The sequence below is a fragment of the Pseudomonas sp. PDM31 genome (genome assembly GCF_019218965.1).
In the GTDB taxonomy this organism is placed as follows: domain Bacteria; phylum Pseudomonadota; class Gammaproteobacteria; order Pseudomonadales; family Pseudomonadaceae; genus Aquipseudomonas.
In genome coordinates this window covers 63,766-82,950 of sequence record NZ_JAHUWS010000013.1, presented here as the reverse complement: position 1 = coordinate 82,950, position 19,185 = coordinate 63,766, and the positions used below count along the sequence as shown (strand labels likewise).

The 19,185-nt window shown below is 60.1% G+C and carries 18 protein-coding genes and 1 pseudogene; 11 read left to right on the top strand and 8 right to left on the bottom strand.

Features of this window, described 5'->3' with window-relative positions:
• The first annotated feature begins 47 nt into the window (after positions 1 to 47).
• Positions 48 to 2,591: a LuxR C-terminal-related transcriptional regulator gene (locus tag KW839_RS22920; RefSeq protein ID WP_060543020.1), complete on the top strand. Its 2,544-nt coding sequence runs from the start codon at positions 48 to 50 to the stop codon at positions 2,589 to 2,591.
• A 15-nt stretch (positions 2,592 to 2,606) separates the two neighbouring features.
• Here KW839_RS22920 and KW839_RS22915 read toward each other — a convergent pair whose 3' ends face one another.
• On the bottom strand, positions 2,607 to 3,407 hold the full coding sequence (locus KW839_RS22915) for an IclR family transcriptional regulator (protein WP_218425600.1): 801 nt from the start codon (positions 3,405 to 3,407) through the stop codon (positions 2,607 to 2,609).
• 164 nt (positions 3,408 to 3,571) lie between these two features.
• Between KW839_RS22915 and hmgA the strand changes: the two genes are divergently transcribed.
• The 3 genes from hmgA to maiA are packed head-to-tail and all read left to right on the top strand — an operon-like array spanning position 3,572 to position 6,832.
• A complete protein-coding gene (gene hmgA, locus KW839_RS22910) occupies positions 3,572 to 4,876 on the top strand; it encodes a homogentisate 1,2-dioxygenase (protein ID WP_218425599.1) in 1,305 nt (434 codons plus the stop codon).
• 3 nt (positions 4,877 to 4,879) lie between these two features.
• Positions 4,880 to 6,184, top strand: a complete 1,305-nt coding sequence (fahA, locus tag KW839_RS22905; RefSeq protein ID WP_060543023.1) for a fumarylacetoacetase — start codon at positions 4,880 to 4,882, stop codon at positions 6,182 to 6,184.
• 12 nt (positions 6,185 to 6,196) lie between these two features.
• Positions 6,197 to 6,832 carry a maleylacetoacetate isomerase gene (gene maiA, locus KW839_RS22900; protein WP_060543024.1) on the top strand — a complete coding sequence of 212 codons (636 nt, stop codon included), beginning with the start codon at positions 6,197 to 6,199 and terminating at the stop codon, positions 6,830 to 6,832.
• 23 nt (positions 6,833 to 6,855) lie between these two features.
• Here maiA and KW839_RS22895 read toward each other — a convergent pair whose 3' ends face one another.
• A complete protein-coding gene (locus tag KW839_RS22895; RefSeq protein ID WP_060543025.1) occupies positions 6,856 to 7,659 on the bottom strand; it encodes a SirB1 family protein in 804 nt (267 codons plus the stop codon).
• A gap of 185 nt (positions 7,660 to 7,844) precedes the next feature.
• On the opposite strand from KW839_RS22895, the gene KW839_RS22890 reads away from it, so the two are divergent.
• Positions 7,845 to 8,864 (top strand): Glu/Leu/Phe/Val dehydrogenase dimerization domain-containing protein, encoded by a 1,020-nt coding sequence (locus KW839_RS22890; protein ID WP_060543026.1) that lies wholly within the window; start codon positions 7,845 to 7,847, stop codon positions 8,862 to 8,864.
• Positions 8,865 to 9,066: 202 nt separating this feature from the next.
• Here the strand turns inward: KW839_RS22890 and KW839_RS22885 are convergent.
• Positions 9,067 to 9,321: pseudogene (locus KW839_RS22885) on the bottom strand (YebG family protein); the annotation flags it as partial.
• Positions 9,322 to 9,637: 316 nt separating this feature from the next.
• Between KW839_RS22885 and KW839_RS22880 the strand changes: the two are divergent.
• Complete coding sequence (locus KW839_RS22880; RefSeq protein WP_060543028.1) at positions 9,638 to 10,138, top strand: phosphate-starvation-inducible protein PsiE; 501 nt, start codon at positions 9,638 to 9,640, stop codon at positions 10,136 to 10,138.
• Here the strand turns inward: KW839_RS22880 and KW839_RS22875 are convergent.
• Both KW839_RS22875 and KW839_RS22870 read right to left on the bottom strand, forming a co-directional pair.
• Positions 10,135 to 10,452, bottom strand: a complete 318-nt coding sequence (locus KW839_RS22875; protein WP_218425597.1) for a DUF3509 domain-containing protein — start codon at positions 10,450 to 10,452, stop codon at positions 10,135 to 10,137. The genes KW839_RS22880 and KW839_RS22875 overlap by 4 nt on opposite strands.
• Before the next feature lie 254 nt (positions 10,453 to 10,706).
• Positions 10,707 to 12,083 carry an L-serine ammonia-lyase gene (locus KW839_RS22870; RefSeq protein WP_218425596.1) on the bottom strand — a complete coding sequence of 459 codons (1,377 nt, stop codon included), beginning with the start codon at positions 12,081 to 12,083 and terminating at the stop codon, positions 10,707 to 10,709.
• A gap of 135 nt (positions 12,084 to 12,218) precedes the next feature.
• On the opposite strand from KW839_RS22870, the gene KW839_RS22865 reads away from it, so the two are divergent.
• Together KW839_RS22865 and KW839_RS22860 are read left to right on the top strand one after the other, a co-directional pair.
• Positions 12,219 to 13,166, top strand: coding sequence for a LysR substrate-binding domain-containing protein (locus KW839_RS22865; protein WP_218425595.1), 948 nt, complete (start codon positions 12,219 to 12,221; stop codon positions 13,164 to 13,166).
• 213 nt (positions 13,167 to 13,379) lie between these two features.
• Positions 13,380 to 13,787, top strand: coding sequence for an HPF/RaiA family ribosome-associated protein (locus KW839_RS22860; protein ID WP_060543032.1), 408 nt, complete (start codon positions 13,380 to 13,382; stop codon positions 13,785 to 13,787).
• Between the two features lie 112 nt (positions 13,788 to 13,899).
• Here the strand turns inward: KW839_RS22860 and KW839_RS22855 are convergent, their stop codons facing one another.
• Positions 13,900 to 14,775 carry an AraC family transcriptional regulator gene (locus KW839_RS22855; RefSeq protein WP_218425594.1) on the bottom strand — a complete coding sequence of 292 codons (876 nt, stop codon included), beginning with the start codon at positions 14,773 to 14,775 and terminating at the stop codon, positions 13,900 to 13,902.
• 138 nt (positions 14,776 to 14,913) lie between these two features.
• Here KW839_RS22855 and KW839_RS22850 point away from each other — a divergent pair, with 138 nt between their 5' ends.
• Positions 14,914 to 15,816: a DMT family transporter gene (locus tag KW839_RS22850; RefSeq protein ID WP_060543034.1), complete on the top strand. Its 903-nt coding sequence runs from the start codon at positions 14,914 to 14,916 to the stop codon at positions 15,814 to 15,816.
• A gap of 6 nt (positions 15,817 to 15,822) precedes the next feature.
• On the opposite strand, the gene KW839_RS22845 is transcribed toward KW839_RS22850, so the two are convergent.
• Both KW839_RS22845 and KW839_RS22840 read right to left on the bottom strand, forming a co-directional pair.
• On the bottom strand, positions 15,823 to 16,332 hold the full coding sequence (locus KW839_RS22845; RefSeq protein WP_218425593.1) for a DUF2165 family protein: 510 nt from the start codon (positions 16,330 to 16,332) through the stop codon (positions 15,823 to 15,825).
• A gap of 183 nt (positions 16,333 to 16,515) precedes the next feature.
• Positions 16,516 to 17,490 carry a D-glycerate dehydrogenase gene (locus KW839_RS22840; RefSeq protein WP_218425592.1) on the bottom strand — a complete coding sequence of 325 codons (975 nt, stop codon included), beginning with the start codon at positions 17,488 to 17,490 and terminating at the stop codon, positions 16,516 to 16,518.
• A 191-nt stretch (positions 17,491 to 17,681) separates the two neighbouring features.
• Here KW839_RS22840 and KW839_RS22835 point away from each other — a divergent pair, with 191 nt between their 5' ends.
• Together KW839_RS22835 and KW839_RS22830 are read left to right on the top strand one after the other, a co-directional pair.
• On the top strand, positions 17,682 to 17,939 hold the full coding sequence (locus KW839_RS22835; RefSeq protein ID WP_060543037.1) for a hypothetical protein: 258 nt from the start codon (positions 17,682 to 17,684) through the stop codon (positions 17,937 to 17,939).
• A gap of 102 nt (positions 17,940 to 18,041) precedes the next feature.
• On the top strand, positions 18,042 to 19,181 hold the full coding sequence (locus tag KW839_RS22830; protein ID WP_218425591.1) for a transporter substrate-binding domain-containing protein: 1,140 nt from the start codon (positions 18,042 to 18,044) through the stop codon (positions 19,179 to 19,181).
• Positions 19,182 to 19,185 lie beyond the last annotated feature (4 nt).

Sequence of the window (19,185 nt, the reverse complement as noted above, 5' to 3'; positions counted from 1 at the left end):
GGGAGAGGTCTAGGGTGGCGCCAGAATTATAAAAAAGGCGCACCACAATGACTGCAATGAGGGCCTGTCTGGATCGCCCCGCATTTGTGCCCCGATTGTCATCCCAGCACCTGTCGCGCCAGCGCCTGACCGAGCCGATGCTGGCCTCCACGGCGCGGGTGAAGTTGCTGTGTGCTCCCGCGGGCAGCGGCAAGAGCGCGCTGCTTACCGAGTGCTTGTTACGGGCACCGGAGCACTGTCGGGTGTATTGGCTGCCACTGGCGGGGGAGTCCTTCAGTGTTGGCGGATTTGTGTTGCGTCTGTCACAGGTGCTGGGCCTGGCTTCGTCGGATGAGTCAGGGTTGCTGGAGTCTCTGGCTCAGTTGCAAACTCCAACCTGGCTGTTTCTCGACGATTACTGTCGCCTGCCCAATCCAGAGCTCGATCGCCTGCTGGATCGCCTGCTGGCCGTCGCCAGTCCGGCGCTGACATGGTGGCTGGGTTCGCGTCGGCGACCGCCTTGCAACTGGCCACGGTTGCTGCTGGATGACCAACTGTATGAGTGCGAAAGCCGGACACTGGCGTTTACCGAAGCCGAGATCGCCCAGCTACTTGTCCATGTCGAGCCATCTGTGGCGATGCAAACCGCCAGAAAAGTTTTCGAGCGCAGTGGCGGCTGGTGTGCCGGCGTGCGTATCACATTGCTAGAGGGTTGTCCCTGGGCGAGCGAGCAGGGGCGTTCGACGACGCTGCTCGATTACTTGCAACATGAACTGTTCAACACCCTGCCGCCGGAACTGGTCGAGGTATGGCAGGTGTTGGTCCATTTGCCGCGTTTCAATGCCAGCCTGTGCGAGCATCTTTTCGGCGCCGGTGAGGGCGCGCAATGGCTGCATGCGTTGCAGGAGGCGGGCTGCTTCATCGAACCCTGGGAGGACTCCGCCGAGTGGTTGCGAATCTTCGAACCATTGGCCAGGGCGATGCGTGACGAGCCAGGTTCGACCGGCCGTTCCTGGCATCGCCGGGCCTGCCAATGGTTCAGCGCCGAGGAGGACTGGCAGGGTGCGTTCGAGCAAGCGTTATTGGCGCAGGAGTTCGAGGTCGCGGTCAGCCTGTTGCAGCATTTCAGCGTTGAGCACCTGTTCAAACGCCAGAATGTAACCTTGTTGTTGAGGCTGCATGAACGCCTGGGCGAGCAATTGACCCTGGGGACGCCGCACCGGGTGGGGCTGATTACCGCTGCGCTGCTATTTGCCGGGCGCTTCGAGCAGGGGGCTGCCTGCATTGAACAGTTGGGACGCTTCGCCCCGCAGCCGACCGCGCTGTTGCAGCGCCAGCTGCTGGCCCGTTGGCAAGCGCAGCAGGGCTGGCTCCTGCATTTGCAGGGGCGCAAAGCGCCTGCGCGGGCACACTTCCTTGAAGCGCTGGACGACCTGGGCCCCGACGCCTGGCCGGCCAGGCTGCTGTGTTTTTCCGGGTTGACCCAGCAAGCGTTGCTCGATGCCGACCTGGACGCTGCCCAGTCTTTCAATCGCGACGCATTGTGCCTGGCGCGGGCGCAAGGCTCGCTGCTGTTCGAGGGCTTGCTGGAACTGGATCATGCGCAATTGCTGGAGCAACGGGGCGCGCCCGGGCGTGCCGAGCGGTTGCTGGTCGATATCGAGGAAATGCTGGGGCGCCAGGCTGATCGGCCGACGCCACTGCTGGGGCGCATTGCCTTGCGTCGCGGGCGGTTGGCCCTCAGCCAGGGGCAAGACGAATTGGCCGCAGAGTTGTTCCGCAGCGGCCTGGATGATTGCCTGCTCAGCCAGGACAAGCATGTGTTGTATGGCTTTCTCGGGCAGGCGCAGATAGCCGCAAATCAACGCGATTACGCCCATGCGTTTGATCGTCTGCGCGAGGCGGAACGGCTGATGCAACAGCGGCAGATTCCCGACACGGTTTATCGCGGAGTGTTGCTGCAAATCAGCAGCCATTTCTGGTTGCAGCAAGGGCGTGCGCAATTGGCTCGTGAAGCCTTGACCCGTGTCTTGCGTCATTATCGCGGGCCCCATGCGCGCCAGGCTCCTCCGGCGACGTTGCAGTTGATCACGCGTATCGAATATCAACTGTTGCTGGCAGAGACCTATCAGCAACAGGCGCAGCAGCCACTGCATCGGCTCAGGGAGTTACTCGATCACGCGCAGCGGCACGCCATGCTGACGCTGGAAGCGGAATTGCAACTGGTGATCTGCGAAGTGGCGGACCTCACCGGCGAGCCGGCTCTGGCCAAGAGCGCACTGGCTGCAGGCCTGGCGTTGGTGGAACGCTGCAATGGGCAACAGGCATTGCGCGAGCTGTGTCTACGCCAGCCTGACCTGCTCTGCCGCTTGCGCGGGGAAGTACCGGCGGCCACGCTGGCGCCAGACGCCAGCTTGTTGAGTACTCGTGAGCTTGAAGTGCTCGGGTTGATTGCCCAGGGTCACTCCAATCAACAAATTGCCGAGCAGCTGTTCATCTCATTGCACACGGTAAAAACCCACGCACGGCGTATCCATGGCAAGTTGGGTGTTGAACGTCGCACCCAGGCTGTTGCCATGGCCAAGAAACTGGGATTGATGCTGCACGCCTGATCACAAGCGCCGGGTTCAAGGGGGCGATGCTGCGGGTTCAAACCCCATGCGCCAACTGACCGCACGGCTGGCCGCCAGCAAACGCCGGGCAGCGGGACCGTCTTCATCGGCATGGAACAGCGAGGTCGGCCCGACCACGGTCAGTACCGCGATTATTTTGCCCATCGTGTTGAACACCGGTGCCGACAGGGCATCTACGCCAGGCATCAGCAAGCCGTGGACATGATGCAGGCCGCGTTGGCGGATCTGTTCGCAGGTTGCCGACCAGGCCTGCTCATGCGCCATCGCATGGGCTGCGTTGCCTTGTAACTCCTGATCACGCAGCTCCACGGTCTCCCGTGCAGGCAGATAAGCGCCGAACACCAGCCCTGTCGAAGAGCTGAGCAGCGGCAGCACCGACCCCAGTTGTGTTACCACCGTCACCGCGCGCACCGCCGGTTCGATGTGTACCACCGTGGCACCCTGATTGCCCCAAACCGCCAGGAAACAGGTTTCGTTCAAGTCGTCGCGTAACTCGGCCAGGGGCAGGGCGGCGACTTTCAGCACGTCCATACTGTTGAGTGCCGCCAGGCCTACGCGCAAAGCTTCGCGGCCCAGTCCGTAATGGTTGGTGGCGGGGTTCTGTTCGGCGAAACCGCTGGCGATCAGCGCCTGCAGATAACGGTGAACCTTGCTTGCCGGCATCTGCACGTGTTCAGCCAGGCGCGACAGCGAGGTCGAAGGCGACAACATGGCCAGGGCCTTGAGGATGTCGGTGCCGACCTCGGCCGAGCGGACTTTCTGTTTGCCGTTGCTGTCGCTGGTAGGTTTTTCCATGGCGGCGGTGTGATCCCGTATCGAATGGGCGTCTTTATAACTTGACGGTCAATACCAATCAAATTACGTTATGCGTAATTGAATTACGATAAAAATAACCCAGGCGTGCCTTCAGCCCTGCACCAGGGCGACTGGCCGGCGCCGACTCCCGTTCAGGAGGCTCCATGAACACCGATTCAACGACGTCGGCGCTGGCGTATCTGCCTGGTTTCGGCAACGAATTCAGCAGTGAAGCGTTGCCCGGCGCACTGCCCGTCGGCCACAACTCACCGCAGAAAGCGCCGTACGGCCTCTACACCGAACAGTTTTCCGGCACGGCGTTCACCATGCCGCGCAGTGAAGCGCGGCGAACCTGGATGTACCGCATTCAGCCGTCAGCCAACCACCCGGCGTTCGTCAAACTCGATCGGCAACTGGCCGGCGGCCCATTGGGTGAAGTCACCCCCAATCGCCTGCGCTGGAATCCGCTGGACATTCCCGCCGAGCCGACTGATTTCATCGACGGGCTGGTGAGCATGGCGGCCAACTCGGCCGGGGAAAAACCGGCCGGGATCAGCATCTATCACTACAGCGCCAACCGCTCCATGGAGCGTGTGTTCTTCAATGCTGACGGTGAACTGTTGCTGGTTCCGGAGTTGGGCCGCCTGCGCATTGCCACAGAGCTTGGCGTGCTGGAGCTTGCGCCATTGGAGATCGCCGTCCTGCCGCGTGGCCTCAAATTCCGTATCGAGTTGCTCGACCCGCAAGCTCGCGGCTATGTTGCCGAGAACCATGGTGCGCCACTGCGCCTGCCGGACCTGGGGCCGATCGGCAGCAACGGCCTGGCCAATCCACGAGACTTTCTGACCCCGGTCGCTGCCTATGAAAACCTGCAGCAACCGACCACTCTGGTGCAGAAATTCCTCGGCCAGTTGTGGGCCTGCGAGCTCGACCATTCGCCGTTGAACGTGGTGGCCTGGCACGGCAACAACGTGCCGTACAAATATGACCTGCGCCGCTTCAATACCCTCGGCACGGTCAGCTTCGATCACCCCGACCCGTCGATTTTCACAGTCCTGACCTCGCCGACCAGCGTCCATGGCCTGGCCAATCTCGACTTCGTGATCTTCCCGCCGCGCTGGATGGTGGCCGAGAACACCTTCCGGCCGCCGTGGTTCCACCGCAATCTGATGAACGAATACATGGGCCTGATCCAAGGCGAATACGACGCCAAGGCCGAAGGCTTCGTGCCTGGCGGCGCATCCCTGCACAGCTGCATGAGCGCCCACGGCCCGGACGGCGAAACCTGCACCAAGGCCATCAACGCCGAGCTCAAGCCTTCGAAAATCGACAGCACCATGGCCTTCATGTTCGAGACCAGCCAGGTGCTGCGCCCGAGCCGTTTCGCCCTCGATTGCCCGCAACTGCAAAACACTTATGACGCCTGCTGGGCCACGCTGCCCGCCACTTTCGACCCGACCCGGAGATAACCCATGACCCAAACAACCATTACTCGCAGCTGGGTTGCTTCGGCCAACGGCCATGCTGATTTCCCCCTGCAGAACCTGCCGTTGGGCGTATTCAGCTGCCAGGGGTCGGCGCCCCGTTGCGGCGTGGCCATCGGCGAACATATTTTCGATCTGCAGGCGGCACTCGATGCCGGCCTGTTTGACGGTGCTGCAAAAACTGCGGTGGAAGCGACCCGCGGCGGTCAGTTGAACGCCTTTTTCGAACTGGGCCGTGACGCGCGAGTAGCCCTGCGCGAACGCCTGCTGGAATTGTTCGCCGAAGGCAGCACCCTGCACGGCAAGATCGAAGCCCAGGGCGCAAAACTGCTGCCGCTGGCGACGGACTGCGAAATGCACCTGCCGGCGAAAATCAACGACTACACCGACTTCTACGTCGGCATCGAGCACGCGCAGAACGTCGGCAAACTGTTCCGTCCGGACAATCCGCTGCTGCCGAACTACAAGTACGTACCGATCGGCTACCACGGCCGCGCATCGACCATTCGCCCCTCCGGCACCGACGTGCGCCGTCCGAAAGGCCAGACCTTGCCAGCCGGTCAGACCGAGCCGGTATTCGGCCCTTGCGCGCGCCTGGACTACGAACTGGAACTGGGTATCTGGATCGGCCAGGGCAACGACATGGGCGACTCGATTGCCATCGGTGACGCTGCCGATCACATCGCCGGTTTCTGCCTGCTCAACGACTGGTCGGCGCGGGATATCCAGGCCTGGGAATACCAGCCGCTGGGCCCGTTCCTGTCGAAGAGCTTCATCACCAGCATTTCGCCGTGGGTAGTCACTGCCGAAGCCCTGGAGCCGTTCCGGCGCGCCCAGCCTGCGCGTCCGCAAGGTGACCCGCAGCCGTTGCCGTACCTGCTCGACAAGCGTGACCAGTTGGGCGGCGCTTTCGACATCGAGCTGGAAGTGTTGCTGCTTACCGAAACCATGCGTGAACAGAATCTGCCAGCCCATCGTCTGACCCTGAGCAACACCCGGCACATGTACTGGACGGTGGCGCAAATGGTCGCGCACCACAGCGTCAATGGCTGCCAGCTGCAGGCCGGTGACCTGTTCGGTTCGGGTACCTTGTCGGGGCCGCAAAGCGGTCAGTTCGGCAGCCTGCTGGAGATCACCGAAGGCGGCAAGCAGCCCATCGAACTGGCTTCCGGCGAGGTGCGCAAATTCCTCGAGGACGGTGATGAAATCATCCTGCGTGGGCGCTGCACCCGCGAGGGTTTTGCTTCCATCGGTTTTGGCGAGTGCCGCGGCAAAGTACTGCCGGCGCGTTAACGGGAGCGGGGCATGGAACTCTATACCTACTACCGCTCGACTTCGTCCTACCGGGTGCGCATCGCGCTGGCATTGAAGGGGCTGGACTATCAGGCGTTGCCGGTCAACCTCATCGCCCCGCCGGGTGGCGAGCACCGACAGCCAGCGTATCTGGGCATCAATCCCCAGGGGCGAGTGCCGGCGTTGCGCACTGACGAGGGCGAGTTGCTGATCCAGTCTCCCGCGATCATCGAGTACCTGGAGGAACGTTATCCACAGGTGGCGCTGCTTTCCAGTGACCTTGGCGCGCGCGCCCGGGAGCGCGGGGTGGCGGCGGTGATCGGCTGCGACGTGCATCCATTGCACAACGTCAGCGTGCTCAACAGGCTGCGCCAGTTGGGCCATGACGAACCGCAGGTGGTGGAATGGATTGGCCACTGGATCGGCCAGGGGCTGGCGACAGTGGAGCAGTTGATCGGTGATGGGGGTTATTGCTTCGGCCCTGAGCCTGGCCTGGCTGACGTTTACCTGATCCCGCAATTGTACGCGGCCGAGCGTTTCAATGTTTCCCTTGAGGCGTATCCACGGATTCGCCGCGTGGCGGCATTGGCAGCGAACCATTCGGCATTCATCAAGGCTCATCCGGCGAATCAGCCAGATACGCCTTGAATCAAAAGCCGGATTTTTTGCTTTTAATGGACGATGGCATTAGGCGGTAAATGGCCCAGGCGCTCCGTCAGTCGAATCCGCTGGATCGGGTCGTCGCTGAGCATCAGGGCATGTTCCAGGTCGAAGCGTTCCGCATTCGGGCAGTCCAGCCTTTGATACAGGCTGGCCCGGGCCAGATAGTCGGAAGCGCTGGCGTTGCCCAGTTCGAGTACCCGCTCGGCGTCGATCAGGGCGCCAATGTAGTCTTCGTGCGACAGGTGCAACTGACGCAGGTTGCGCGACAGCCGCTGCAGCATTTGCACCGGTTCGGCGGTGACCAGATGTTCGGCGCTGAGCTTCATGTCCGGACCGTATTGACGGTGTAGCAGCTCCCGGCAATCGTTGGGATACAGGCGTCGACCGCCACAGGGGTCGAGCAGGTGATCGGCGCCTGGTACCCGCAACAGGAAGTGTCCGGGAAAGTTCACCCCGACCATGGGGATCTCCAGGCCTCTGGCCAGCTCAAGCGCAATCAGGCCCAGGGTGAGAGGCTGCCCACGCCGACGTTCCAGGACTTTATTGAGCAACGCCACTTGCGGGCGCAACGGGGTGAAGTCGTCCTGGGCAAAGCCCAGGTCGTTCATGCGCCGCAGCAACGGCTGGGCCAGTTCGCTCACTGGCAGCATCGGCAAACCGCTACTGACCCGCTGTTGCAGTTCCTTGAAATCCGCCAGTGCGGCCTCGGGTTTGACCTCGGCGTCGTGTTCGGCCGCAATCCACAGCGCCGCCTCGAACAGTGCGGGCGGTGAACGTTGCAGGCAGGCGAAGAACGATTGGCGCGGGGTCATCAAAATCTCCGGGGGAATGCCTCGTTTTAGCCCCGTCGCCGGCTTTCGTCCAGTACCACGCGAGACTCGATCAAGGTTATTTCCGAAAGCCTGCATGGCGCTCGTGCTTATTCCGGTGCGCTTCTGCAATTTTTGGGCGCAAGCCTATACTGGCGTCTACAAGAAAGTGATTCGGGAGCCTTACGATGTTCGCTCTCATGCAAAGCACTCGCCTTGAATCGCTGCATCTGAGCGTCGACCCGGTGACCGGGTTGAAGGCGGTCATTGCCATTCATAACAGCCGTTTAGGGCCCGCCCTGGGTGGTTGTCGTTACCTTGCCTATCCCAACGACGAGTCTGCGGTCGAGGACGCTGCGCGCCTGGCTCAGGGCATGAGCTACAAGGCGGCGCTGGCCGGCCTGGCCCAGGGCGGAGGCGTCGCGGTGATCGTGCGCCCGGCCCATGTCGAAAGCCGGGCTGCGCTGTTCGAGGCATTCGGGCGTTGCATCGAGCAGCTCGAGGGCCGCTACATCACCGCGATCGACAGCGGTACTTCAGTGGCCGATATGGACTGCATCGCCCAACAGACCCGGCACGTCACCAGTACCACTTCGGCGGGTGATCCTGCTCCGCATGCGGCGATGGGTGTGTTCACCGGTATTCGCAGCACCGCCATGGCCCGGCTCGGCAGCGATAATCTGGAAGGTTTACGCGTGGCCATCCAGGGGCTGGGCAATGTCGGCTATGCGCTGGCCGAACAGCTGCATGCCGCCGGCGCCGAATTACTGGTCAGCGATATCGACCACGGCAAGGTGCAACTGGCCATGGAACAACTCGGCGCTCATCCGATCGCCAACGACGCCCTGCTCAGCACGCCCTGCGACATCCTCGCGCCCTGCGGCCTGGGTGGTGTGCTCAACAGCCATTCGGTGGCGCAACTGCGCTGTTCGGCGGTGGCCGGCTCGGCAAACAACCAGTTGACTCATCTTGATGTCGCCGACCAGTTGGAGCGTCGCGGAATTCTGTATGCCCCGGACTACGTGATCAATGCCGGCGGGTTGATCTACGTGTCGCTGAAGCACCGTGGCGATGAGTTGGGCACCATCACGGCACACCTGTCGAAAATCAGCTCGCGACTGACCGAAGTCTTCGCCCATGCCCAGGCGGAAAAGCGCTCGCCAGCCCGGGTGGCCGACGAACTCGCCGAGAAAGTGCTGTACCGGTAGGAGCTGCCGCAGGTCGGGCCGCGTTCGGACGGTCTTTTGCTGTAGCCATGAAAAAGGCCCTGAGCCATTCGACTCAGGGCCTATTCAATTCGGGCATTGCTTACTTTGCTGCTTTCGCCGCCTTGGCCGGTTTGGTCGGGGCGATCGGCTCGGCGCCGGCCTCTTCAACAGGCGCCGCGACTTCAACCGTTTCCGCGACTTCGGCAGGAGCGCTGAGCAATTCGGACAGGGCGTCCGGCTGGCTCTTGAACGCCTTGGCAAATACATCGCGGTTCTTCGCCATGTAGATCCCGGCTTCTTCCACTTGCTGCTCGGTCAGGGACGGAACGGCTTTGTGCAGCACTTCAGCCAGCAACTCGGCCAGCTCGAGCATTTTGTCATGACGGTCAGCTTCGGCTTTATCCATGAACAAGCGCTCCAGATCTCGGCTGCTGCGGTATACCACTTCGACGGCCATTTACCACCTCACATGCCTTCACATTGGTTGTCTGTATCGACTACTGTATCTATATACAGCTAAAGAATAAGCGAATCCCCGTGGTTTGGGTAGTGGCTTTTTAATGTAGCTTGATTTCGGGGTTTGTCCGGTGGCCTGTGCAGCATCCATTCGCGAGCAACACCGGCTTCGGGGAGGCAGCCACGGGTGCGACCAAACGCCACGGCGCGCGATCCCTGACGGCTCGCCATCATGGGCTGGCCTTTTTTCTGCATGCAGAATAACCGTCACGTCCAACCCGCATCATCCGGTCGAGCAGACCTAAGGAAGCATCATCGTGAAAATCAATTGGGCCGAAAGGCTGCGGCAGAACGTGCATGAACTGGCCGAGTCCCTGGGCAACCTGTTCGTCGAATCCTTTCACTACCTGGCACTGTTTGCCATCGGAGCGGTGACCGCCTGGGCGGCGGTCATGGAATTTTTGGGGATGATCGAGCAGGGACGCATCAAGATCGATGACATCCTGCTGCTGTTCATTTATCTGGAATTGGGTGCGATGGTCGGGATTTATTTCAAGACCAACCATATGCCAGTGCGCTTCCTGATCTATGTGGCGATCACGGCGCTGACGCGGCTGCTGATCTCCAACGTGTCGCACCACAACCCGCCGGATATCGGGATCATCTACCTGTGCGGCGGGATCCTGTTGCTGGCGTTTGCGATTCTGGTGGTGCGCTACGCTTCGTCGCAATTCCCGTCGGTGAAGATCGAACACCCGCAACGCAAGATCGGTGCGGGTTCCGGGGAGCATCCCGAAATCGAGAAAGGCGAGCTTTAAAGGTACAGGTTGGGGCGGGGCCTGCCCTTGGTCCGTGGCGGCGGCAGGCTATGGCTGTCGCCATTGGTCATGGCGTCGAGGATGGCCTTGGCGCTGTGGCCCTGTTCGATGGCAATGCCGAACTGAATGCTTTGCACCAGGCGCTTGAGGCGCTTGGGGTCATTGCGCTGGTCGGCGCTGATCATCCGCTTGGCTACCACGCGGCCACTGTTGGAAAGGGTCAGCATGATGCTGCCATCGAGGCCCTGAATGCTCAGGTTGACCTGGTAATCCGGCGCAAAGGCATCGGTAATGAGCTGGAAAGGGTTGTCCATGATGCGTCACCGCCTGATTGAACGTGCAGTTGTTGACCGGCCGTGATCGGGATTAGTTCGCAACACCAGACCATCGGCCATCGCCATCATCATTTCTGTGGAGCAGCCTGCGGCAGCTCTTTCAGCATGTAGCAAGGCGCGTGCCGGAAGAATTTTCGAACAATAAACACTGGAAATAGAAGGCGCGCACGAGGCCCGCCTGCTTTCTGCCCGCCCGATTCAGGGCAGTAAACAGCGGTATGCCACCAAAGCGGTCAGCACTCCACCCAGTTCACCGCCAGGCCGCCTCGGGAAGTTTCCTTGTATTTGTCATGCATGTCGGCGCCGGTATCACGCATGGTACGGATGACCCGGTCCAGGGAAATGAAGTGCTTGCCGTCGCCGCGCAGGGCCATCTGCGTGGCATTGATCGCCTTCACCGCAGCGATCGCGTTGCGCTCGATGCATGGCACCTGCACCAACCCGCCGACCGGGTCGCAGGTCAGGCCGAGGTTATGTTCCAGGCCGATTTCGGCGGCGTTTTCCAATTGCTCGGGAGTGGCGCCGAGCACTTCTGCAAGTCCGGCGGCAGCCATGGCGCAGGCGGAGCCGACTTCGCCCTGGCATCCGACTTCGGCGCCGGAGATCGAGGCATTTTTCTTGCACAGAATGCCAACCGCTGCCGCGCCCAGGAGGAAGGCAACGACGTCATCGTCCGAGGCGTGCGGATTGAATTTCATGTAGTAGTGCAGGACCGCTGGAATGATCCCCGCCGCGCCGTTGGTCGGTGCCGTGACCATGCGCCCGCCGGCGGCGTTTTCTTCGTTCACGGCCAGGGCAAACAGGTTGACCCACTCCATCGCCGACAAGGTCGAAGTGATGACATTCGGCTTGCCGATTTCCAGCAGGCTGCGGTGCAGTTTCGCCGCCCGACGAGGAACATTCAGGCCGCCGGGCAGGATGCCTTCGTGACGCAGTCCTTGTTCGACGCACTCGCGCATTACCGACCAGATGTGCAGCAGGCCTTGGCGGATCTGCACCTCGCTGCGCCATGCGCGTTCGTTGGCCATCATCAGTTCGCCAACTCGCAGGCCGTGCTGGTTGCATAGCTTGAGCAATTCAGCAGCGCTGGAAAAATCGTACGGCAATTCGACTTCATTGCCCGGCGCCTTGCCTGAGGCCGCCTCGGCCGCTTCGATAATGAAACCACCGCCCACCGAGTAATAGGTTTGCTCGAACAGTTCCCCGGTTTCGCCGAAGGCTGTCAGCGACATGGCATTGGGGTGGTAGGGCAGGCTCTCGTCGAGCAGCAGGAGATCACGTTGCCAGTTGAAGGCAATGGTTGCCTGGCCTGCCAGATAAAGTTCGCCCGTTTCGCGCAGGGCCTGGATGCGCCCGTCGATGGTGCCAGGATCTATGCTGTCCGGCCATTCGCCCATCAAGCCCATGACACAGGCACGGTCTGTCGCGTGGCCGACGCCGGTTGCCGACAGGGAGCCGTAGAGGCGGATTTGTACCCGTCGCACGTCGGCCAGAAATCCTTGATCTATCAGGGCTTGGGCAAAGGTTGCGGCAGCACGCATGGGGCCCACGGTGTGGGAACTGGACGGACCGATGCCGACTTTGAATAGATCGAAAACACTGATAGCCATGCTAAACCCTATACAAGCAATGGAAGAGGAATCGCTGCCATTTGTGTAGGACAAGCGCAATTTCGGCGATACTGCCTGTCAAGGTCTTCCATGACCAACGACAATTCCTAAGACATCCTTTAGCAGGACTAAACGATGAGCCGTCAATTACACGCCCAGACATATGTCTGGCTCAACGTGTTTGCCTGTGCCGCGCGACACTTGTCCTTCACCCGCTGTGCCGAAGAACTGCACATCACACCGGGGGCGGTCAGCCAGCAGATCCGTCAACTGGAAGAGCGTCTGGGGTTTCGCTTGTTTCATCGGCGGGCCCGAGGGGTGGAGTTGAGCGCTGAAGGACAGAGACTGGCCATTACTGTGAATGAGGCCTACGGCAGCATCGACGCGGAACTGCGGCGGCTGGACGCGGGCATGATCAGCGGGATTTTGCGCGTGCGCTCGATTCCCTCCTTCCTGAGCAAATGGTTGACCCCGCGCCTGCCGCGCCTGCAGCAGCGCTTCCCGGATATCCAGTTGCGCCTGGTGGCCGAGGACAGCAGCGTGCCGTTGCACGAAGGGGACTTCGATCTGGCGATCGATCTGAACGATGGCAGTTACCCGGGCCTGTTATCCACAGCCTTGCTCGATGAGCAGATCTTTCCGGTGTGCGCGCCGAGTCTGTTGCGTGGCCGCCCACCGCTGCACGGCCCTGCCGACCTGATGCATTTTCCCTTGTTGCACGACATCACTGCCTGGCGCGGCAGTTACGAGTACGCGGAGTGGGAGTTCTATCTCAATGCCATCGGTTTCGAGGGGGCCGATGTACGGCGCGGACATACCTTCAACCGCAATCACCTGACGATCGAAGCGGCCATCGCCGGGATGGGCGTGGCGATTGCCCGGCGAACGCTGCTCAATGATGAGCTGGAGCGCGGTGCGTTGATCGTGCCGTTTGGCCTGGCGGTACCCAACCACAAACGTTACATGCTGCTGTATGCCCCGGGGGCACTGAGCCATCCGGGCGTGCGCGCGGTGCATGACTGGCTGGTAGAGGAGGCGGGGGTTTTTCGCGGTCTGCACCCGTTGGGCGAGCAGCAGATGTGAGGATTTCGCATCAACAAGTGGTGCGACCCAACTCCCGACCTTAGCAGCGCTTTTGCCCTTTGTCCGGCTTTTTTTGCGTATGAATATTTATCTTTTTTCAGGGGTTGAAATGTTCAGCGTACAGACCGATTGTGTAAGTAAGAGGTCACGGTGATGACGCCCAAGGGCTAACTGACCGGCCTCTCGCGAGCTAGCTGAAATAAGGGATGAACTATGCAAATCCAAGTCAATAGCGATAACCATATTCAAGGCAGTAAACGACTGGAGGAGTGGGTACGTACTACCATTGAGAGCACGCTCGAACGATACGAAGAGGATCTGACCCGGGTTGAGGTTCACCTGCGGGACGAGAACGGCGACAAGCCCGGTCCTCACGATATGCGCTGCCAGCTGGAAGCGCGGCCAAAAGGCCATCAACCGATTTCCGTCACCCATAAAGCCTCCACCATGGAGCAGGCGATCGACGGCGCGGCGACCAAACTCGAACATGCGCTGGAACATATGTTCGGCAAATTACGCGGCAAGCGAGCTAGTGTGGTGCCCATCGAGAGTGGCGCCCATGCCGATCAGCTGCTGGAAGAAGAGTTTCTGGAAAACGAACAGGCTGCGCTTAACGGCTGACAGCTGATTCACTTTACCTTCCCCAGTCTTTCACCTGAAAACAACGGGCCTGCAATCGCAGGCCCGTTTTGTTTGTACGGCGTTGCGGGCGATTCGAACAAGCAATTGCGGGTTAACGCACAAACGCCTGCCGATATTCCCCCGGAGTCGCGCCCAGAGCCTGACGAAACCGGTTGGTAAAATGACTGGCACTGGAGAATCCGCAGGCCAGGGCAATATCTCCCAGCGGCTGCACTGTTGTGCGCAGCAAATCCCGCGCCCGGCTCAAGCGTCGCGCCAACACATACTGGTGCGGCGGCAAGCCGAAGCTTTCGCGGAACATTCGCGCAAAGTGGTATTCCGATAGCGCGCACAGCGCGGCCAACTGCCCTAGGCTGAGAGCTTCAGCCAGTTGGCTGTCGATAAACTCAACCAAGTGCCGCCGCTGGTGTGCGGCCAGGCCACCCTTGAGGCGCAGACCTTGACGCACGCCGACCTGGCTGAGCAGGGCATGACTGAGCATTTCATGAGCCAGGCTGCTGGTGAGCAGGCGCTCCGCCGGTTCGTCCCAGTTGAGGGCGATCAACTGCCGAAAACGTAATGCCTGTTGAGGGTCCTCCAGAAAGGTTTGCTCACGAAGTTGTACCTCACGCGGTTCGCGATCGAGCAGGGTGACGCAGCCAAGGGCAAACTGTTGTGGGCTGAAATACAGGTGAGCCAGGCGAATGTCGCCGTTGATCACCCAGCCTGACTGGTGGTCGGCGGGCAGGATGCACAGCTTGTCCGGGGCGCCCTTTTTGCCGGGCTGGTCGCGGCGAAAGGTGCCGGTGCCTCCGGAGAGGTAGCAGGACAGGGTGTGGTGGCTGGGAGCTTCGTAATCCCTGGCATCGTGATGATTGCTCCACAAGGCTGCGGACAAGCCGTCACCGAGCTCGGCACTGTGCTCGAGACGAGCATTCGGCGAACTGTTGAGGGCTTGAAAGACTTGCAAGGTGTCCAGTGCGGCCATGATCGGTTCTCTCCAACGCCTTGCATCCTACTCTGTAGTCGATCACCTGCCAGCCCGTCACCTGACAAATGCGCAAGATTATGCAAGTGCGCCCAAGCCCATCGCAGGACACTGGGCTCCTATTGAGGAGCCTGTGTCATGAACCTTTCTTTGTACCTGTTGACCGTCTTGATCTGGGGCACCACCTGGATCGCCTTGAAATGGCAGCTGGGTGTGGTGGCCATTCCGGTGTCGATCGTCTATCGCTTCGGCCTCGCCGCGCTGGTGCTGTTCGTGATGCTGCTGCTAAGCCGGCGCCTGCAAGTGATGAACCGGCGTGGGCATTTGATTTGTCTGGCCCAGGGGCTGTGCCTGTTTTGCGTCAACTTCATGTGCTTTCTCACCGCCAGCCAGTGGATTCCCAGTGGCCTGGTGGCCGTGGTGTTTTCCACCGCCACACTATGGAACGCTCTTAATGCGCGGGTGTTTTTCGGCCAGAGAATTGCACGCAACGTACTGATGGGGGGTGCCTTGGGTCTGCTGGGCCTTGGGTTACTGTTCTGGCCGGAACTGGCAGGGCACACCGCCAGCCCTGAAACCCTTCTGGGGCTCGGCCTGGCACTGTGTGGCACCTTGTGCTTCTCGGCAGGCAACATATTGTCGAGCCTGCAGCAAAAGGCGGGCCTCAAGCCGCTCACTACCAACGCCTGGGGGATGGCCTACGGCGCGGCGATGCTCTCGGTCTGGTGCCTGGTCAAAGGTATTCCATTCGATATGGAATGGAACACGCGCTACATCGGCTCGCTGCTGTACCTCGTCATTCCGGGATCGGTGATCGGCTTCACGGCCTACCTGACCCTGGTCGGGCGCATGGGGCCCGAGCGTGCCGCCTATTGCACCGTGCTGTTTCCGGTGGTGGCGCTCAATGTCTCGGCATTTGCCGAAGGTTACCAATGGACGGCGCCGGCACTGGTGGGGCTGCTGATGGTGATGTCGGGTAATGTGCTGGTGTTTCGCAAGCCCAGGGCCGGCGTCAATTCCACGGCGGAAAAACTGGCCTGAAACTATTTAACTGTCCCTTGGCAAGGTGAGGAATATTAATCCAAGGAACATATATTCAATATTGTTTCTGGCCCACTCATAACCGGTATGGTGAGGGGCGAAAGCCATGTCGAACCATTCATTAAGAATGATTGAGTAAAAGGTTTGGTAGGTGAAGATTGCTGTAGCGAAACCTATTATTGCAAATTTTTTTGCTTCATTGAATTCTCTGCGCGGTGCATTGAGCTTGTGTAGGAGTTGAAGGGTGCCCAGTAACAGACAAAAGGTGAAAATTATCTCGAGCGTAATGATGGCCCAGTACAATCGGTGATGAAGAAGGCCCGAGGTAGCGGCCCTGTGGCGCCTGGAATCGTTGCCTTCGGTATTGGTCATGCTGAGGACATTACCAATGAACTCTGCATAGGCAGAGTAGTCGGTGAAGTTGTTGGCAAGAGTAGTTAGTCCGAATAGTGTCGCCATGAAAACAATTAAAACTTTGCTTCGCCTTATCACGTAGGCGCTGGTGAAGTGGTGCATGTTGTGTGCTCCGAATATGCGGCGATGGATTTATCGATGTTCGGAGTTTATAGGGCTTTAGAAGGGAGGGGCCAAGGGGTGCTTTGCAAGTTATGTCTCTAACTGTGTTGTGCACAGTGGTTGGTTGAGGTTGTTTTATTGATTTGTAAAGTGGCACGTCCAGCAGGACGTGCCTTCGTTCAATCAGCCTTTCCACACTTGCGGATTAACCAGATCCAGCGGTCGTTCGCCCAGCAAGGCGCTGCGCAGGTTAGTCAGGGCACGGTTGGCCATGGCATCGCGGGTTTCATGGGTGGCCGAGCCGATGTGGGGTAAGGTTACGGCGTTTTTCAGCTGAAACAGAGGCGACTCGGTCAGCGGCTCCTTTTCATAGACGTCCAGCCCGGCGCCACGGATCCGGTTGTTTTGCAGCGCTTCAATCAGGGCCGGTTCATCCACTACAGGCCCACGGGAAATGTTCACCAGAATGGCGCTCGGCTTCATTAGCGCGAGTTCACGATGGCTGATCAGATGTCGGGTCTTTTCGCTGAGGGGTACAACCAGGCAGACGAAGTCGGCCTCGGCCAGCAGTTGATCGAGGCTGCGAAATTGCGCGCCGAGTTCCTGCTCCAGTTCGGTCTTGCGGCTGTTACCGCTGTAAATGACCGGCATGTTGAAGCCCAGGCGACCGCGTCGGGCAATGGCCGCACCAATGTTGCCCATGCCGACGATGCCCAGGGTCTTGCCGTGCACATCACAACCGAACAGCGGTGCGCCGAGGGTCGCTTGCCATTGGCCGGCCTTGGTCCAGGCATCGAGTTCCGCGACGCGACGGGCGCTGCTCATCAAGAGTGCGAAGGCAAGATCCGCAGTGCTTTCGGTGAGCACGTCGGGCGTGTTGGTGAGCATGATCCCGCGTTCATTGAAGTACGCCAGATCGTAGTTGTCGTAGCCCACCGAGACACTGGAAACCACTTCCAGGCGGGTAGCGTTTTCCAGCTGAGTGCGACCGAGTTTGCGACCCACGCCGATCAGGCCATGGGCATTAGGCAGGGCTTCGTTGAATTGAGCGTTGATGTCACCGTTTTTCGGATTCGGCACGATGACGTCGAAGTCTTGTTGCAGGCGTTCGACCATTTCGGGAGTGACGCGGCTGAAAGCCAGGACGGTCTTTTTCATGAGGCGGGCTCGTCGGGCGGAGAATGCTGAGCACGCTAACATTCGCCCGGCGGCAGCTACAAGCGGCAAGTCACGGTGAAGGGAGCGGCTTTAAACTTGCCGCTAGAGGCTTGTCGCTCACGATCCGTTATACTGGCGCCTTTCGCGGCTCGCTGATCGGGCCCGACATTTATGCACCACCCGGAGCTTTCATGACATCCCCGAAACAACCGCCGGTAGCCGACGCATCCAGCGTCGCCCAGGCAGAGCTGCCAGACAGCGTCGACTCCAGCGCAGACAGCGAAACCGAGGCTGCGATCCCGGCGTTCAAGTTCCCGTTCAAGCCCGGCGAGCTGGCAGCGGCCAAGAACTCCAACCAGCCGTGGTACAAGAACGGCGCCAAGAACGGCCACACCAAGACTCCGGGGATGGCACCTCCCGGGACTCGTCGTTCGATGGGCAAGCGCTGACGGCAGAGACCTCTCCTACAGCAATTGGCGATTCGCCCGATGGGAGCGTCGCTGGTCTCTCGTCAAAGATTCAGGTCCACGAATCTTTGACGAAGGTCCCTCATGCGTCCATTCAAGTTTTTTTCCCTGCTCTCGCTGGCGGCCCTGACTACTGGTTGTGCTTCTTCTGTGGTCGAGCCGCAGATCCGGTTCGGCGTCGAGCCTCTGGTTCCTCCGTTCGAAAGCCGCAACGAGAGTGGAGCGCTGGTAGGGCTGAATATCGAGTTGGGCAATGCACTATGCGTAGAACTCAATTCTCGCTGTGTCTGGATCGATCAGGATTACTCCACCAACATCGCTGCCCTGGAAAACGGCCGTTTTGACGTAATCATGCCGATGACGGCGACGTCGCTAAGGCGCGAGCGTGTCGACTTTACGGAAAACCTGTACCCCCTGAGCAGCCGCCTTGTCGCTGCCAAAGGTTCGAATCTGCAACCTGACGTCCGATCGCTCAAGGGTAAGCGCGTGGGTGTGTTGGCCGGCACCAGTCGCGAGGCATTCGCCAAAGCCCGATGGGCGGACGCGGGAGTACTGGTGCGCAGCTTCAATCTCAACGAACAGTTGATCGCCAGCCTGCAGGCCGGTGAGTTGGACGCGACGCTTCAAGACTCGATTGAAATTACCCATGCCTTGTTAAGCAAGCCTGAAGGCACAGGGTTCGTTTTTGCAGGTCCAGCACTCACGGATCCTTTATTGGGCAGTGGTGTGGCCATGGCTGTGCGCAAGACCGATACGCCATTGCGTGACAAGTTGAATGCAGCGCTTGAGCGTCTCAAGCAAAGTGGCCAGTTACAGGCCATTACCCAACAGTACCTGCCACCGCCAGTGGCACAAGCCCCCCGCTACTTTCCTAATGAGGAAGGTCTGCCATTTTCCAATGCGGTGCAGGTCGGCCAGACCTTATATCTCTCCGGTGTGATCGGCTTGGGGGACGATGGTGAACTGGTGAGCGGAGGCATTGGTCCGCAGACAAGGCAGGCTATGGAAAATTTGCGCACAGCGCTGCAAAGTCATGGTTCGTCCATGGATCAGGTCGCAAAGTGCTCGGTGATCCTTGCCGACATGAAGGACTTTCCTGCGATGAACGCGATTTATCGCAGCTATTTCCCGCCAGAGCGTTTGCCCGCTCGTACAACCTTTGCCGGTAAACTTGTGCTGGGCGCGCAGGTTGAAGTGGAATGCCTGGCTGTAGCGGCGAATTGAATGT

Bases quoted from the DNA above. Each gene is read 5' to 3' on its own strand.
- KW839_RS22835 (WP_060543037.1), top strand. From the start codon at position 17,682: ATGACATCCCCGAAACAACCGCCGGTAGCCGACGCATCCAGCGTCGCC.
- KW839_RS22920 (WP_060543020.1), top strand. From the start codon at position 48: ATGACTGCAATGAGGGCCTGTCTGGATCGCCCCGCATTTGTGCCCCGA.
- KW839_RS22870 (WP_218425596.1), bottom strand. From the start codon at position 12,083: ATGGCTATCAGTGTTTTCGATCTATTCAAAGTCGGCATCGGTCCGTCC.
- KW839_RS22915 (WP_218425600.1), bottom strand. From the start codon at position 3,407: ATGGAAAAACCTACCAGCGACAGCAACGGCAAACAGAAAGTCCGCTCG.
- maiA (WP_060543024.1), top strand. From the start codon at position 6,197: ATGGAACTCTATACCTACTACCGCTCGACTTCGTCCTACCGGGTGCGC.
- KW839_RS22890 (WP_060543026.1), top strand. From the start codon at position 7,845: ATGTTCGCTCTCATGCAAAGCACTCGCCTTGAATCGCTGCATCTGAGC.
- KW839_RS22850 (WP_060543034.1), top strand. From the start codon at position 14,914: ATGAACCTTTCTTTGTACCTGTTGACCGTCTTGATCTGGGGCACCACC.
- KW839_RS22830 (WP_218425591.1), top strand. From the start codon at position 18,042: ATGCGTCCATTCAAGTTTTTTTCCCTGCTCTCGCTGGCGGCCCTGACT.
- KW839_RS22895 (WP_060543025.1), bottom strand. From the start codon at position 7,659: ATGACCCCGCGCCAATCGTTCTTCGCCTGCCTGCAACGTTCACCGCCC.
- KW839_RS22865 (WP_218425595.1), top strand. From the start codon at position 12,219: ATGAGCCGTCAATTACACGCCCAGACATATGTCTGGCTCAACGTGTTT.
- KW839_RS22855 (WP_218425594.1), bottom strand. From the start codon at position 14,775: ATGGCCGCACTGGACACCTTGCAAGTCTTTCAAGCCCTCAACAGTTCG.
- fahA (WP_060543023.1), top strand. From the start codon at position 4,880: ATGACCCAAACAACCATTACTCGCAGCTGGGTTGCTTCGGCCAACGGC.
- KW839_RS22875 (WP_218425597.1), bottom strand. From the start codon at position 10,452: ATGGACAACCCTTTCCAGCTCATTACCGATGCCTTTGCGCCGGATTAC.
- KW839_RS22845 (WP_218425593.1), bottom strand. From the start codon at position 16,332: ATGCACCACTTCACCAGCGCCTACGTGATAAGGCGAAGCAAAGTTTTA.
- KW839_RS22860 (WP_060543032.1), top strand. From the start codon at position 13,380: ATGCAAATCCAAGTCAATAGCGATAACCATATTCAAGGCAGTAAACGA.
- KW839_RS22840 (WP_218425592.1), bottom strand. From the start codon at position 17,490: ATGAAAAAGACCGTCCTGGCTTTCAGCCGCGTCACTCCCGAAATGGTC.
- hmgA (WP_218425599.1), top strand. From the start codon at position 3,572: ATGAACACCGATTCAACGACGTCGGCGCTGGCGTATCTGCCTGGTTTC.